Here is a 14,804-nt window from a genome sequence, read left to right on the forward strand (position 1 = left end):
ATGTGGTGCGCGTGGTGCGCGTGGATGGACGGAACCGGACATGGCGGGACTGAGCAGGGCGTACGGTAGGGTGGAACGCATGGCAAATTCGGGTAACTTCGTGCATCTGCACAACCACACGCACTATTCGCTGCTCGACGGGGCGTCCAAGATCCCGGATCTCGCCAAGTACACGGCCGAGCTCGGCATGCCGGCCGTGGCGATCACCGACCACGGCAACATGCACGGCGCATACGAGATGTACACGAACTGCGTGGCCAACGGCGTCAAGCCGATTATCGGCATCGAGGCGTATGTGACGCCGGAGACCGCTCGTCAGGACAAGTCACGCGTGCATTGGGGCACCGAGGATCAGCGGCGCGACGACGTCTCCGGCGGCGGTCTCATCACCCACATGACGATGTGGGCGGAGAACGACGAGGGCCTCGTCAACCTCATCAAGGCCTCCTCCGTGGCGAACCTCGAAGGCCGCGTCCAGCGCTACCCGCGTATGGACAAGGAGGTGCTCGCCACCTATTCCAAGGGCGTGATCGCCTCGTCCGGGTGCCCGTCGGGCATCATCCAGACCAGGCTCCGACTCGGCCAGTTCGACGAGGCGCTGCGTGCGGCCGGCGAATTCCAGGACATCTTCGGCCGCGACAACTTCTTCATCGAGCTCATGGACCACGGCCTGAAGATCGAGAAGGAGGTCACCTCGGGCCTGCTCACCATCGCGAAGAAGCTGAACGCGCCGCTGCTCGCCACGAACGACTCCCACTACGTGCACGCCGAGGACGCGGAGGCGCAGGACGCGATGCTGTGCATCAACTCCGGCTCCCACCTCGACGACCCGGACCGTTTCAAGTTCGACGGCACCGGCTACTACATCAAGCCGGCCGAGGAGATGCGCGAGCTGTTCCGCGAGTTCCCCGAGGCGTGCGACAACACGCTGGAGATCGCGGAACGCTGCAACGTGATCTTCGACGACCACGAGGACGGCGCGTTCATGCCCCAGTTCCCCTGCCCGGAAGGCTGGGACGAGGCCTCGCTGTTCCTCAAGAAGGTCGAGGAGGGTCTGGAGCGCCGCTACGACGGCAACGTGCCCGAGCACGTGTCGAAGCAGGCGGACTACGAGTGCGGCATCATCTGCCAGATGCAGTTCTGCGGCTACTTCCTCGTCGTCGCCGACTACATCCAATGGGCCAAGGACCACGACATCATGGTGGGCCCCGGCCGAGGCTCCGCCGCAGGTTCGATGGTCGCCTACGCGATGGGCATCACCGAGCTCGACCCGTTGGAGCACGGCCTCATCTTCGAGAGGTTCCTCAACCCGGAACGCGTCTCCCTGCCGGATATCGACGTCGACTTCGACCCGGACGGCCGCCTCGACGTCATCAACTACTGCGGCGAGAAATACGGCCACGACAAGGTCGCCCAGTGCGTGATCTACGGCGTCATCAAGACCAAGCAGGCGCTGAAGGACTCGGCGCGCATCATGGGCTACGAGTTCTCGATGGGCGAGAAGGTCACCAAGGCGCTGCCGCCGTCGAAGAACGGCAAGGACGCGAGCCTCAAGGAGATCTTCGACCCCACGTCGAAACGCTTCGCCGAGGCCCGCGAGTTCCGCGAGCTGTACGAGTCCGACCATGACGCGCACCAGATCGTCGACAAGGCGAAGACCATCGAGGGCCTGATTCGCCAGACCGGCGTGCACGCCTGCGCCACGATCATGGGAAGCGCGCCGATCACCGACACGTCGCCGCTGCTGGAACGCACGGACGGCACCGTCACGACCACGTTCGAATACCATACGTGCGAAACGCTCGGCCTGGTCAAGATGGACTTCCTGGGGCTTTCCAACTTGACGGTCATCCAGGACACGCTGAAGAACATCGTCGCCAACGGCAAGGAGGCGATCGACTACACGAAGATCCCGCTCGACGACAAGGCCACGTACGAGCTGCTGTCGCGCGGCGACACGCTCGGCGTGTTCCAGCTCGATTCCGACGGCATGCGCTCGCTGCTCAAGATGTTGAAGCCCGACAACTTCAACGACATCTCCGCATTGATCGCCCTGTACCGACCGGGCCCGATGTCGATGGAGTCGCACATCAACTATGCGAAGCGCAAGAACGGCCTGCAGAAGATCACGCCGATCCACCCGGAGCTCGACGAGCCGTTGAAGCAGGTGCTCGACGAGACCTACGGCCTGATCATCTACCAGGAGCAGGTGCAGTCCGCCGCGCGTATTTTGGCCGGCTATTCGCTCGGCAAGGCCGACGTGCTGCGACGCGCCATGGGCAAGAAGAAGCCGGAGGTGCTGGCCAAGGAGAAGGTGCCGTTCTTCGCCGGCATGAAGGAGCACGGCTATTCGGAGGAGTCCGCGCAGGCCGTGTGGGACATCCTCGTCCCGTTCTCCGGATACGCGTTCAACAAGGCGCACTCCGCCGCCTACGGTTTGATCTCGTACTGGACCGCGTACCTGAAGACCCACTATCCGGTCGAGTTCATGGCCGCGCTGCTCCAGGGCACGAAGGACAACAAGGACAAGACCGCCCTGTATCTGGGCGAGGCGCGCCGCATGGGCATCCAGGTGCTCTCCCCGGACGTCAACGAGTCGCAGCTCGCGTACTCGGCCGTCGGCGACGTCGTGCGCTTCGGCCTCGGCGCGATCCGCAACGTGGGCGACAAGGCGGTGGCCGACATCATCGCCGAACGCTCCGGCGGCCACGGCAAGTACGTGAACTTCATGGACTTCATCCGCCGCGTGCCGTTGACCGCGCTCAACAAGCGCCTCGTCGAATCGCTGATCAAGGCGGGCGCGTTCGACTCGATCGACCCGAACCGCCGCGCCCTGTTCCAGATCCACGAGACCGCCATCGACTCGGTCGTGGGCCTCAAGCGCAAGCAGGCGGAGGGCCAGTTCGACCTGTTCTCCGACGACGAGGACGGCGGCGCCGAGGCGATGGGCGACGCGGACGTCACCGTGCCCGACATCGAGGACTGGGACAAGAAGACCCGCCTCAACTTCGAGCGGGAGATGCTCGGCCTGTACGTGTCCGACCATCCGCTCTCCGGCATGACCGCCGTACTCGCCGGCCTGCGCGAGATGTCGATCGCGCATCTCATCGACCGGGCGAAGACGATGGGGGAGGGCCAGCAGGTCACGCTCGCCGGCATCGTCACCAAGGTCGACAAGCGCGTCTCCAAGAAGGGCAACCCGTGGGCGCTCGTCACCATCGAGGATCTGGAGGCGTCCATCCAATGCCTGTTCTTCGGCAAGGTGTACGAGGCGGCCGCGCCGAACCTCAAACAGGACGAGGTCGTGCAGGTGCGCGGCCAGGTGGAGCTGCGCGACGAGGCCGTCTCGCTTCGCGCGACCGAGCTCGACGTGCCGTCGCTCGAGGCGGAGGACGCGCGGCCGGTCGTCATCACCCTGCCCGAGGTGGCGTTGAGCCGCGAGCACGTCATGCAGCTCGGCCGGGTGCTCACCAACCACCCCGGGTACTGCGAGGTGAAGCTCGCCATCGTGGACGGCGACGGCAAGGCCGAGGTGCTCACGTTCGGCGACCGGTTCCGCGTGAAACGCGACACCTCGCTGTTCGCCGAACTGAAGATCCTGTTCGGCCCCAGCTGCCTGCCCGCCGCGTAGCGCCGGACGGGCCACCCCCACCCGGCTTCGCCGGGAGCCCCCGCCAGCGGGGGCAGGAGATTGGTCTCGCTTGTGGCGAGTCGGGTTCTCCTCCCGCCGGCGGGGCGGGGATTCGGTCTCGCCGGCGGCGAGTCGGGTTCTCCTCCCGCTGGCGGGAGGTGGCGCGTAGCGCCGGAGGGTGGTTATGCGGGCCACCCCCACCCGGCTTCGCCGGGAGCCCCCGCCGGCGGGGGCGACAATTGGTCTACCGGCGGAGGGGCTTGAGCTCGAAGACCTCGTCGGACTGGTCGGCGACGGCGGGGGAGTGCGTCACGATGATGACGCACTTGCCCTCCTCGTGGGCGAGCGAGCGGAAGATCGCCATGATGTCGTCCTGTGTGGCCATGTCCAGGTTGCCGGTCGGCTCGTCCGCCAGGATGATGTCCGGATCGTAGCCGAGCGCGCGGGCGATCGCCACGCGCTGCTGCTCGCCGCCCGATAGGTGCAGGATGCGCTCGTTCGCGTATTCGGCGGGCAGCCTCACCTTGGCGAGCAGTTCGACGACGAGGTCGTGCTTCGGCCTGTCGAACGTCTTGCCGGACGCCTCCATCGACAGGGTGATGTTCTCCTCGACGGTCAGTGCCGGCAGCAGGTTGAAGCTCTGGAAGATCACGCCGATGTCGTGGCTGCGGAACCGGTAGCGGTCCGATCGCGCCAGATCGTCGCCGTTGTAGAGGATGCGCCCCTCGGTCGGGCCGGTGAGCCCGGACAGCAGCGACAGCACGGTGGTCTTGCCGGCGCCGGACGGGCCGACGATCGAGATGACGCGGCCGGCGTGGAAGTCGTGGCTCAGATCCTCGACGACCTTCTTGCCGCCCTTCGTGTACGAGTACGACACGTGGTCCATGGCGAGCACGACGCGCGGCTCGGGGGTGGTCGCGGCGGACGCTGCGGCTGCGACGGTCGCGGCACCCGTGGTGGTGGTTGTGGTGGTTTCCGTGGCTTCGACGGTGGTGGTTGCGGTGGTCATGTGATGTCCTTTCAGGAGCGGTCGGCGAGGATCTGGAGGGGTTCGTAGCGGATGATCGCGACGATGCCGGCCAGTGCGGAGACGAGCGTCAGGGCGAGGCCGATGAGCACGAGCTGGCCGACGACCTTGAGGTTCACGGTCGCGTCGATCTCGCTCACGTAGTCGACGGCCTGCGAGAACCCGCCGGGGCCGCCCTGGCCGCCCGAGCGCGCGGGCTGGGAGGACTGCGCGTCGGAGGAGCCGGAATCCGAGGAGCCGTTCGAAGAGCCGTTGGACGCGGACGAATCATCCGAGGAGGAGCCGTTCGCGGACGAATCGCCCGAACCGCCGGGCGTGCCGGGCATGTCAGCGTCGCGGCCGAACTGGGCCTGACGGCTCGACGCCTCGGACTCCTGCGAGGAGACCTGCTGGGCGAGCAGCTGGTTCGAGACGGGCACCGAGGCCGCGGCGCCGCCGGCCACGCCGAGCGCGATGCCGATCATCGTGACGATGAGCAGTTCGGTGACGAACTGGGCGGCGACCTTCGACTTGCGGATGCCGATGGCGGTGAGCACGCCCACCTCGTATTTGCGTTCGCGCACGTTGAACAGGTTGAGGACGACGAGCACCACGGCGCCCACGGCCAGCACGATGATCAGCAGCGTCAGCGCGAACTTGGCGAGGTTGTCGAGCGGCACGAGGCTGGACTCGTAGTTCTCGACGTCCGCGGAGGAGACGGTGTACGTGTCGTCGAGGCCCGCCTTCTCGACGTCCTTGACGAACGTCTCGTAGTCGTCCTTGCCGCCCAGCACGTAGGTGAAGCTCAGCTGGGTGCGGGAGGCGGAGGTCTGCGTGGTGGCGGAGGAGTCCGTGGAGGAGGAATCGTCGGAGCCGGTCGAGTCGGACGAGGAAGTCGATTCGGTGGACAGGCCGAGCTTCTTCAGCGTGCTCACCGACGTGTAGATCGCGTTGTCCGGGTCGGAGGAGGTGCCGCCCATCGGGCCGTTCGCGCCCGTGTTCGACGAGGTCGCGTTCTTGTAGATGCCGACGATGGTCAGCTCGTAGGTCGTGTCGTCTCCGGACAGGTCGGCCACGGTGATCGTGTCGCCCACCTTGAGGCCGTTGAAGTCGGCGAGCGCCTTGGAGACGATCACGTCGCCGTCGCTGGACGAATCGTAGCCGAACACCTTGCCGCTGGACATCGTGAACGTGCCGTTCGCCGCGGCGGCGACGGCCTCGTCGGAGGAGAATCCGACGAGGGAGAAGTCGCCGGAGTCCATGCCCATGCCGCCGCCCTGGCCGCCCATGCCGCCGGGGCCGCCCTGGCCGTTCCCGCCCTGCGCGTCGCCGGACGCGGCGGAGTCGGACGAGGACGACGAGTCGGAGGAGTTCGCCTCGTTGGACGTGGTCGATTCGACCGGCTGGAACGCGTCGGTGCCGTTCACGGACGTGGTCTCCGTGTAGTACGTGCCGACGTCGACGCTGGCGGCCTTCGCGTATTTCTCATAGTCGGCGAGGGAGAGCGCGCTCTGGTCGAGCGCGTCGCGCATCGAGCCGAAGTCCGGCTGTCCGGACGAGTCCGACGACGAGTCCGACGAGTCGGAGGAGTCGGACGATGCGGCCTGTTTCGCCTTGTCCATCATCGCCTCGCGGTCCACGCCGATCGTGGCGGTGACGCTCGTCGAGGCGAGGCCGGTCTCGCGCGCGGTCTCGGCGGCGTTCCTGATGGACAGTCCGATCGTCGCCGCGGCGGCGATGATCGCCACGATGACGACGATGAGGATGTTGCGTCCCTTGTTGCGCACGACCGACCGCCATGCGTTCTTCAACACGAACATGGGTGTTTTCCTTGATGCTTCCATGCGCCGGACCCTGCGCCCCGCGCCACGGCTCCAGCATGCGGCGCGGGATTGGGAGCGCCCTTGCCGCATGCTGAAGGCGGGCCGGTGGGAATCGCGGGGGATTCGGGGGAGTTTCCTGAACGTGCGCTGGAAACGCGGCGGTCGGGCCGTCACTCCCGTCCGTAGCTGATGCGCCCCTCGTAGTATTGGGTCTCCTTGAGTTCGCCGTCGATGACGCCCGCGAAGTGCCGCTCATGCGTGATCGTCGGCACGCCGCCCAGATCGGTGGCGTTCTGGTAGGCGGCCTGATGGTATTTGAGCCAGTGGGTCATCTCCTTCGTCTCGGCGGGGTCGTCGACCGGCGCGCCCGCGTACGGGCTGTCGCCCCAGACGCCCGAATCGGTGCCGGGGACGCAGACGCCGTCGTCGCCGAGCCGCGGCGCCCCGGTGTCCGGTGATGGTTCGAGCGTGCCGCGTATCGTCAGCCAGTGCTCGTTCGCCGGGTTCTCGGCGCCGTCCAGCGAGGCGACGAACTCGTCCTCGATCTCGATGCTCGTCACCCACGTGTGTTCGGGGATCGGATGGTTCGCGACGGGTGAGCCGGCCGTCACGATGTGCTGGATGTCGAAGCGTTCCGACTCGTCGGAGGCGATCGCCGCGGCGACGATGCCGCCCTGCGAGTGTCCGACGATCGCCACCGGCTCGTCCCTGCCGATGCCCGCCTGCTCCATCGCCTCGACGACCATGCGCGCGCTGTCGGCCTGACGACGGCGTTCCGCGTCGTCGCTCATCAGCTCGATGTTCTGCTCCCATCCGAACGGCGAATCCCATTGCCCGTCGGTGCCGGGAACGGTGACGAGCCACGCGTTCGTGCCGTCCGCCTTCTCGTAGCGCTGCACGGCGACCGTGCCGTAGGCGAGCCCCGAATCGAGGTCGATCTTGCCGAGCCGCTCCTCGCCGAGCCGGCGCAGGTTCTCCAGCGATTCGCCGACCGACCGGGATCGGCCGACCACGTCGGCGCGGGCGTCGACGCGTCTGACGGTCAGCTCGTTGCCTTGGTAGAAGTCCTTGAGCGGCCCCGACCATGTGCCGATCTTGCCGGCCGCCTGGCCCACCTCGTCGGTCTGGAGGATCCCGTCCTTGAGGTCGACGCCGACGAGCCGCGCCGCGATGCCCGACACGTAGCCCTCCTGGAACTGGGCGGTGATCCACGAGGAGTACCCGGGGGTGAACGCGTGCTCGACGGCGCCGCCGTACAGGAGGCCGCCGGAGATGCCGCCGATCATGGCGGCCGTGGCCCATACCGGGAACTCCCGGGTGACCGCCTGCGTGCCTTCGGTCACGACGCGTCTCGCCGTGCGTTCCGCCTCCGAGTAGAGGCCGTTGGCGCGCACGAGCAGATCCTCCATGCCGCGGATCCGGGAGCAGGTCTCGTTGATCTCGGCGGCGCGCTGCTGGCATACGGCGATGAGCCGGTCATAGGGGAGTGTCGTATGCTCCTTGCCGGCCATCGACGAGGCGCCGGAGGAGAGCATCGGACACAGGGGCACGCTCGTACGGTCGGAGGCGATGCCCGTCGCGGCCTTCGACCAGGCGAGCGCGTGCATGGTCAATTCGGTGTACGCGTCCTCCAACGCGGCCTGTGCCGCCTGGAACTCCTCGACGGTGGCCGGCGCGGACTGGTGCCCGCCGTGGACGCGCGACACGATCTGCCATCCCATGTCACACCTCCACCATGCGTGCGGTGGCGGCCGCGTCGTCGTCATGCACGTCGAGCGGCGCGCGCAGCGATTGGATGCGGTCGCGGAACAGGGAGGCGGCGTTGCCCTCCCAGTCGAGGCCGGTGCAGGAGGCGAGCGCCGTGCGCGCCCGTTCGGTCACGCGCGGCGTGTCGGCCGCGACGGCGGCGATGCGTTCGCGGCTGGTGCGCGTCGCCTCGTGGCAGCGGCAGGAGTCGTCGAACATGGTGTTCGGCTGGAGTCCGAACGAGGAGGAGCCGGCGGCGAACGGTGCGAACAGGCGCATCGTGCCCGGGGGATTGGTGGTCAGCGTGTTCATGCCACCATTGAACGGGAACGGGCGGGGCGTCGTCCAGCCGGAACGGGGGCTGTGGTCGGAGCCCCCGTTGTCCACCGTTTGTTAAGGACGTTGGCGGAGGACCGGAATCACCAGGGCTTGGTGGCCTGGGTCTTGGTGGTGTCCTTCGTGGTCTCGTTGTTCTGCTTCGAGGCGGAATCCGAGGGCGTGGACTGCTGGTTCGCCTTGAGCAGATCCTCGACCTGCTGCTTCTGCTTGGCGGTGAGACCGCCGCCCTTCTTCGCGTTCCTCGACGCGCCCGAACCCGAACCCGTGCCGTCGCCTGTCGCCGTGCCCGCGTCGGAGTCGCCCTTCTGCCTGGCGACCTCCTTGGCGGTGCGGGTCGTGAGCTTCTTCGAGACCTGCTGGTTCTGGCGGATCGACTGCTTCACCGAAGGAAACAGCAGGAACGAGAGGGCGCCCGCGTCCTCGAACTGGGCGTCGGTCTGCTGCTGGCCCGCGCTCAGCGCGTCGAGGTCCGCGTCGGACTTGCCCGCGGTCTTCAGGTTCTCGTTGAGGGCGGTGGTCGCCTGGTTGTAGCGCATGACCGCCACGAGGTTCACGCCGGCCACGCCGGCCGCGCACAGGGCGAGCACGGCCAGCACGGCGAGCAGCACGCGCACGCCCATCGGCGCGCGGGCCGCGGGCTTGGCATCGGGCTTGGCATCATGGTCCACGCTCATATCAGCCTCCTTGACAGTGCGAACTGCGCGCCCGCCTCCCAGGCGAGCAGCAGCGCAGCGGCGATCGCGATCGGCCAGACGACCGGCGTCACCCTCGTGCGCTCCTTGCGCGTGTCCGTCATCTTCCACTTGTCGCTCGTCTTCGCGGACAGTCCCTTGGTCATCGTGTCCGCGGCATCCACCTTGAGATAGGTGCCGCCCATCTCGTCGGCGATGTCCTTGAGATTGCCCTCGTCCATCTTCGACACGCCCGGCTGGCCGGTGTCCGGGTCGGTGACCCACTCCTGCGATTCCGCGTCGCCGCCCGAGGAGACGCCGTCCGCGATCTTCGGGATGTTGCCGCCCTCGGTGGAGCCGACGCCCACGGTGAACGCGTCGTCGAGATAGCCGCGCAGCGACGAGAACGTGCGCCGCGCCTTCGCCGAGGTCTGCTCGCCGTCGGTGATCACGTACAGCACGATCGCGTCGTCCTGATGCTGGTCGCGGATCTGCTTCAACGTGGTGACGAGCTGGTCGAGCGGCGCGTCGAGCGACGAGCCGGCGGACACGCTCGTCGCCTCCGGCACCAGCGTGTTCGCCCAGCTGCGGATCGCCGGCGCGTCGGGCGTCAGCGGCACGTCGAGCGTGCCGGACGCGCCGAAGCGCAACGCGGCGAAACTCGAATCCGCGTACATCGTCGTCAGATCGTCGACGGCCTTGCGCGCCGCCTCCAGACGCGTGATCGCCGTGTCGGAGCCGTAATGCGCGTCCGTGACGGCCATCGAGCCGGTCACGTCGACCGCGACCACCACGTCCGTCGCGTTCACCGCGCGCGACGTGGTCGACGCGACCATGGACGGCGTCAGCGCGGCGAGCGCGACGAGCAGGCAGACGAGCGTGCGGCGCACGCACGAGGCGACCGTCTCGTCGCCGGCGGCGTGCCGCACGTGGCGGACGACGCCGACGACGGCGAGCGCGAGCATCGCCGCGGCGATCGCGCCGCCCACAGGCCATCCGAACGCGGGGGAGAGGGTCCATGTCGCATTCATCGCTTCAACCTCCAGACCACGAGCAGCCACAGGGCGACCACGACGGCCAGCGCGACCGTGAACCATGCGGGATCGTCCACCATGGCGGCCTGATGCGCGCTGCGGCTCTCCGCGGAACGCCGTTCGTCGATGTCGCGCACCAGCTCGTCGACGCTGCCGCCGTTCGACTGCGTGAGGAACACGCCGCCGTGCGATTCGATCTGATCCTTCATCTGCGTGGTCGTCTCGTCGCCCTCGCTCTGCGTGGGGCCCGAGAACAGGCCGTCCACGGTGATCTTCGCGCTCGTCGTCAGCGCCAGCGCCTGTTCGAGCGTGTACGTCGGCGTGCCGGACACCACGTTGTCGGTGGCGAGCACGATCGACGCGGCACGCGTGCGTGTGGCGTCCGATTCGTCGGATGACGAGCCGTAGGCGAATCCGGGCAGCATCGCCGCGCAGGAGACCACGCCGTCGCCGATCAGCGACGTCGTGTCCTTGCGGTTCTGCGTGCCCTCCAGCCAGTCGGCGATCCGCTGGTAGTCGGAGTCGCTCATCTTGTCGATGTCGTCCTGCGATTCGACGCCCTTGAGCGCCTTCGAGGCGGCGTCCAGCTGCTCGGTGACCAGATCGTAGTCGTCGGTCAGCGGGAACACGGTGCGCGACGTCGAGTTGAAGATGCTCATGCCGATGCGCTCTCCCTGGAAGTGCCCGACCAGATCGCGGTACGTGTCGATCACCTGCCGGTCGTAGGGCAGCGTCGAACCGGACACGTCGAGGCACAGCACGATGTCGCGGCTCGACGAGCGCTCCTCGCTCACGTCGACCGTCGCCGGACGCGCGACCATCGCGACCGCGACGGCAAGCGCGACGACGACGAGCACGGCGGCGCACCGGTTCAGCCACCGCCATTGGCGGAACAGCTTCGAGGCGCGTTCCGTGTTGAGGTCGTCGTCGAGCGTGAACACGCGCACCGTGTCGATGCGGTGTCGGCGCGACGAGAGCGCGACGACCAGGAGGATGATTGCGGCCGCGGCGAGCGCGCCGCCGAGCGCGGCCCACGGCCATTGCCATGACAACTGCATCAGCGTCCCCACCTTTCCACGAGATTCGACACCCAACCGGCCGCCTCCTCGACGCTCGCCTCGCGCGCGTGCGCGTTCACGGCGGCGTCGGCGAACTCGGGCGGGTAGAGCGCGGCGATCGTCATGCGCAGCAGGTCCAGTCCGCCGCGCGCCGACGTCTCGCGCGGCTCGTTGCGGATGTCCGTGAGCGTGTGCGCGTTGAGGTCGCGGCCGGTCGACGCGGAGGCGAACTCGCGCGCGATCGCCGCGAGTTCGGTGAACGCGTCCTCGCGGCCGAGCGTACCGGCGTCGTGACGCGCGACCACGTCGTCGATGCGGGCGCGCCACGCCGCCTTGTCGCCGCCGCCGCTGTGCGCGCCGTGCGGCCGCGCCTTGGCGCGGGACCGGCGCGGGCGGGACAGCAGCGCCACGGCCGCGACGAGCACGGCGGCGAGCAGCAGGAACGCGACGAGCATCGCGACGAACGGCCCGGTCATGTCGATCTGGCCGGCGGGCGTCAGATCGTCGGATTTCAACGCCAACGTCAGGTCGATCGCGGTCATGCGGCGCCTCCCATCACGTCGAGGCCGGCGGGCGCGCGCAGCTGGTTCGCCGTGTTGCCGGCCAGGGAGCGTGCGACGAGACGCACGAACGCGTCGAACATCGCCTCGCTGGACGCGGCGTGGATCATATGACCGCCGGCGCGGTCGAGCTCGCGCTCCAGCGCGGCGGCCATGTAGGCGCGATGCGTGTCCACCTCGGCCGCGGCGTGCGCGTCCGCGAGGAACGCGGGCAGACGGCGCGACCCCATGCCGTCGAGCACGCCGACGCTGCGGGCGGCGGCGAACGGGTTCACGGTCGCCACGTCGATGACCACGACCGGATGCGTGCGCGCCACCAGACGCAGCGTCTTCAACTGGTCGTCGCCCAACGCGTGCTCGTCGGTGGCGAGCACGATCAGCGCGCGGCGGTCCTTGATGCGCCGCGCGTAGGCGAGCAGGGCGTCGATGTTGCGCGGCTGGTCCCAGTCGCGGTCCAACGCCTCGTCGAGCGTGCGCTCGAACTGGGCGAACCCGCCGTTGAACGGCAGGCGCGTGATGCTCGCCGCGTCGGAGAGCACGAGCGACAGGTCGTCGGAGCGGCGCAGCGACAGGGCGGCGAACATGCGCAGCGCGTTCGCCGCGACCTCGAAGGCGCGTTCGCCCGACTCGCAGGCGCCCGTCATCTCACGGCCCACGTCGAGCATCATCCACACGCGCGACGTGACCTGACGTTCGCGGCGCACCACCATCGGACGGCCCTGGCGCGCGCTCGTCTTCCATTCGATCAGACGCGCCTCGTCGCCCGGCTCGTAGGCGCGCACGTCCATCAGCTCGTCCGAGCCGCCCGGACGCCGCGACGCATGCTCGCCCTCGATCACGCCCAGCGCCTTGCGGACGGTGGGCAGGCTCAGCTGCGTGCCCAGCGCCTCGATCCTGGCCCTGATCGGATCGTCGGTTCGCGTGTCGATCATGGAACGGGGACCGTCCTGACGATGCGGTCGACGACCTGGTCGGCGGTCACGCCGTCCGCCAGCGCCTCGAACGTGAGCACGATGCGGTGGCGCATCACCTCGTGCACCACCGACTTCACATCCTCCGGGACCACATAGTCGCGGCCCTTGAGCAGCGCGTTCGCCTGGCCGATGCGCGTCAGCGCGATCGAGGCGCGCGGCGAGGCGCCGAGACGCACCAGCGAGGCCAGTCCCTGGATCGGATGCGTGCCCGCGCCGCGCGACGTGGCGGCCAGATCGACCGCGTAGCGCATGATCGCGTCGGACACGTGCACGCGCTTGGCCGCGGCGCGCAGGAACTCCACGTCGCGGATCGACACCTGGTCGGCCGGCAGCTGCGCCGGATCGAACACGTCCGAGCCGCGGCGGGTGAGCAGCGCCAGCATGCGTCGCTCCTCGTCGGCCGTCGGATAGGTCATCACGGCCTTCATCATGAAACGGTCCATCTGGGCCTCGGGCAGCGCGAACGTGCCCTCCTCCTCGATCGGGTTCTGCGTGGCGATCACCATGAACGGCTTCGGCAGGGCGATGCGCTCGCCGCCGATCGTCGTCGCGCCCTCGGCCATCGCCTCGAGCATCGCCGACTGGGTCTTCGCGTTCGAACGGTTGATCTCGTCGAGCAGCACGAAGTTCGCGTGGATCGGGCCGATCTGCGTGGTGAACTTCTGCGAGGCGAAGTCGAACACCTGCGTGCCCACCAGATCGGAGGGCATGAGGTCCGGCGTGCACTGCACGCGCTTGAACGTGCCCGACACGGAGGTGGCGAGCGTCTGCGCGGCCGTCGTCTTGGCCAGGCCCGGCACCGATTCGATGAGGATGTGGCCGCCTGCCACGAGGGTGAGGATCAGGGACTCGCGAAGATGGTCCTGCCCGACGAGCGTCTGGGCGAAGCGCGCGCGGATGCGGTCGGCCAGCGCCGCGGCCCGCTTCACGTCGTCCGCGGCGATCGCGCTCGCCGCCACGGGGACCCGCATGCCGGCGGGCTGAGGGGGCATCTGTGGATTCGGAGGGAAAATTGCCATGCGTTCCACTCTAACCGCGTGCGATGACCGCGGTTCCTGACAGCGGACTGGAAAGGCGGCGGGCGGGGGAGCGGGATGCGGTCCGCGTCCGGCCTCGCCCGGCTCCCGTCACGGCAGACGCCAGTCGACCGGTTCGGCGCCCATCGCCTCCAACGCCTCGTTGGCGCGGGAGAACGGCTTCGAGCCGAAGAAGCCGCGCGACGCGGACAGCGGCGAGGGATGGGGCGACTTGATGACGGCCGCGTCGCCGAGCAGCGGTTCGAGCGTCTGCGCGTTGCGCCCCCACAGGATCGCGACCAGCGGGCGCGGCCTGCCGGTCGCCGGGTCGACGCGGGCGTCCAGCGCGCGGATGGCGGCCTCGGTGACCTCCTCCCAGCCCTTGCCCTGATGCGAGTTCGGCCTGCCGACGCCGACCGTCAGACACCTGTTGAGCAGCAGCACGCCGCGTTCCGTCCACGGCGTCAGGTCGCCGTTGGACGGCATGGGGACGCCGAGGTCGGCGGTCAGCTCCTTATATATATTGACGAGGCTCTTCGGCAGGGGGCGCACGTCGGGCGCCACGCAGAAGCTCAGCCCCACCGGGTGGCCGGGCGTGGGGTACGGGTCCTGCCCGACGATCAGCACCTTGATCGAGTCGAACGGGATCGTGAACGCCCTGAGGATGTCGTGCGCGGCGGGCAGCCAGGGGCGGCCGGCGCGGTTCTCCTCGCGCAGGAAGTCGCCCATGCGGTGGATCGTCGGTTCGACGTCGGCCAGGGCGGCGGCCCAGCCGGGTTCGACGAGTTCGCTCAGCGGTTTGATTTCGCTCATGGCTCCACACTCTACCCCGCGTCGGGGGCGTGCGGTGCGCGCGCGTGATGTGCGCGTGGTGTGCGCGTGACACGGTGGGATGTTCCGTTCGGGCGGCCGTGCCGTTACACTCGGTGGGTAGTGTGACGAATGG

12 protein-coding genes are annotated in these 14,804 nt (G+C 68.5%); 1 reads left to right on the top strand and 11 read right to left on the bottom strand.

What is annotated here, in order from left to right; genetic code table 11:
• Window positions 1-79: 79 nt before the first annotated feature.
• Window positions 80-3,631, top strand: a complete 3,552-nt coding sequence (gene dnaE, locus Uis4E_RS04880; RefSeq protein ID WP_101622097.1) for a DNA polymerase III subunit alpha — start codon at window positions 80-82, stop codon at window positions 3,629-3,631.
• Window positions 3,632-3,875: 244 nt separating this feature from the next.
• On the opposite strand, the gene Uis4E_RS04885 is transcribed toward dnaE, so the two are convergent.
• The 11 genes from Uis4E_RS04885 to Uis4E_RS04935 all read right to left on the bottom strand — a co-directional run bounded on the left by Uis4E_RS04885 (window position 3,876) and on the right by Uis4E_RS04935 (window position 14,671).
• Entirely contained in the window at window positions 3,876-4,517 is a 642-nt protein-coding gene (locus tag Uis4E_RS04885; RefSeq protein ID WP_243394339.1) for an ABC transporter ATP-binding protein, read from the bottom strand.
• Between the two features lie 134 nt (window positions 4,518-4,651).
• Window positions 4,652-6,457 carry an FtsX-like permease family protein gene (locus Uis4E_RS04890; protein WP_101622099.1) on the bottom strand — a complete coding sequence of 602 codons (1,806 nt, stop codon included), beginning with the start codon at window positions 6,455-6,457 and terminating at the stop codon, window positions 4,652-4,654.
• Between the two features lie 173 nt (window positions 6,458-6,630).
• Window positions 6,631-8,181, bottom strand: coding sequence for an alpha/beta fold hydrolase (locus Uis4E_RS04895; protein ID WP_101622100.1), 1,551 nt, complete (start codon window positions 8,179-8,181; stop codon window positions 6,631-6,633).
• A 1-nt stretch (window position 8,182) separates the two neighbouring features.
• Window positions 8,183-8,518, bottom strand: a complete 336-nt coding sequence (locus Uis4E_RS04900; RefSeq protein WP_101622101.1) for a hypothetical protein — start codon at window positions 8,516-8,518, stop codon at window positions 8,183-8,185.
• Window positions 8,519-8,625: 107 nt separating this feature from the next.
• Window positions 8,626-9,219 carry a DUF6466 family protein gene (locus tag Uis4E_RS04905; RefSeq protein WP_101622102.1) on the bottom strand — a complete coding sequence of 198 codons (594 nt, stop codon included), beginning with the start codon at window positions 9,217-9,219 and terminating at the stop codon, window positions 8,626-8,628.
• Window positions 9,216-10,247 carry a VWA domain-containing protein gene (locus Uis4E_RS04910; protein WP_101622103.1) on the bottom strand — a complete coding sequence of 344 codons (1,032 nt, stop codon included), beginning with the start codon at window positions 10,245-10,247 and terminating at the stop codon, window positions 9,216-9,218. The genes Uis4E_RS04905 and Uis4E_RS04910 overlap by 4 nt, the downstream gene beginning before the upstream one ends.
• On the bottom strand, window positions 10,244-11,308 hold the full coding sequence (locus Uis4E_RS04915; protein WP_101622104.1) for a vWA domain-containing protein: 1,065 nt from the start codon (window positions 11,306-11,308) through the stop codon (window positions 10,244-10,246). The genes Uis4E_RS04910 and Uis4E_RS04915 overlap by 4 nt, the downstream gene beginning before the upstream one ends.
• Entirely contained in the window at window positions 11,308-11,850 is a 543-nt protein-coding gene (locus tag Uis4E_RS04920; protein WP_207764549.1) for a hypothetical protein, read from the bottom strand. The genes Uis4E_RS04915 and Uis4E_RS04920 overlap by 1 nt, the downstream gene beginning before the upstream one ends.
• The gene (locus Uis4E_RS04925) at window positions 11,847-12,800 is read right to left on the bottom strand and encodes a DUF58 domain-containing protein (protein WP_101622105.1); all 954 of its coding nucleotides are present in this window, start codon (window positions 12,798-12,800) and stop codon (window positions 11,847-11,849) included. The genes Uis4E_RS04920 and Uis4E_RS04925 overlap by 4 nt, the downstream gene beginning before the upstream one ends.
• On the bottom strand, window positions 12,797-13,861 hold the full coding sequence (locus tag Uis4E_RS04930; RefSeq protein ID WP_101622106.1) for an AAA family ATPase: 1,065 nt from the start codon (window positions 13,859-13,861) through the stop codon (window positions 12,797-12,799). Before Uis4E_RS04930 ends, Uis4E_RS04925 begins: the two co-directional genes overlap by 4 nt.
• Window positions 13,862-13,969: 108 nt before the next feature.
• Complete coding sequence (locus tag Uis4E_RS04935) at window positions 13,970-14,671, bottom strand: uracil-DNA glycosylase (protein WP_101622107.1); 702 nt, start codon at window positions 14,669-14,671, stop codon at window positions 13,970-13,972.
• Window positions 14,672-14,804: the final 133 nt, after the last annotated feature.

This window comes from Bifidobacterium parmae, assembly GCF_002860365.1.
In the GTDB taxonomy this organism is placed as follows: Bacteria; Actinomycetota; Actinomycetes; order Actinomycetales; family Bifidobacteriaceae; genus Bifidobacterium; species Bifidobacterium parmae.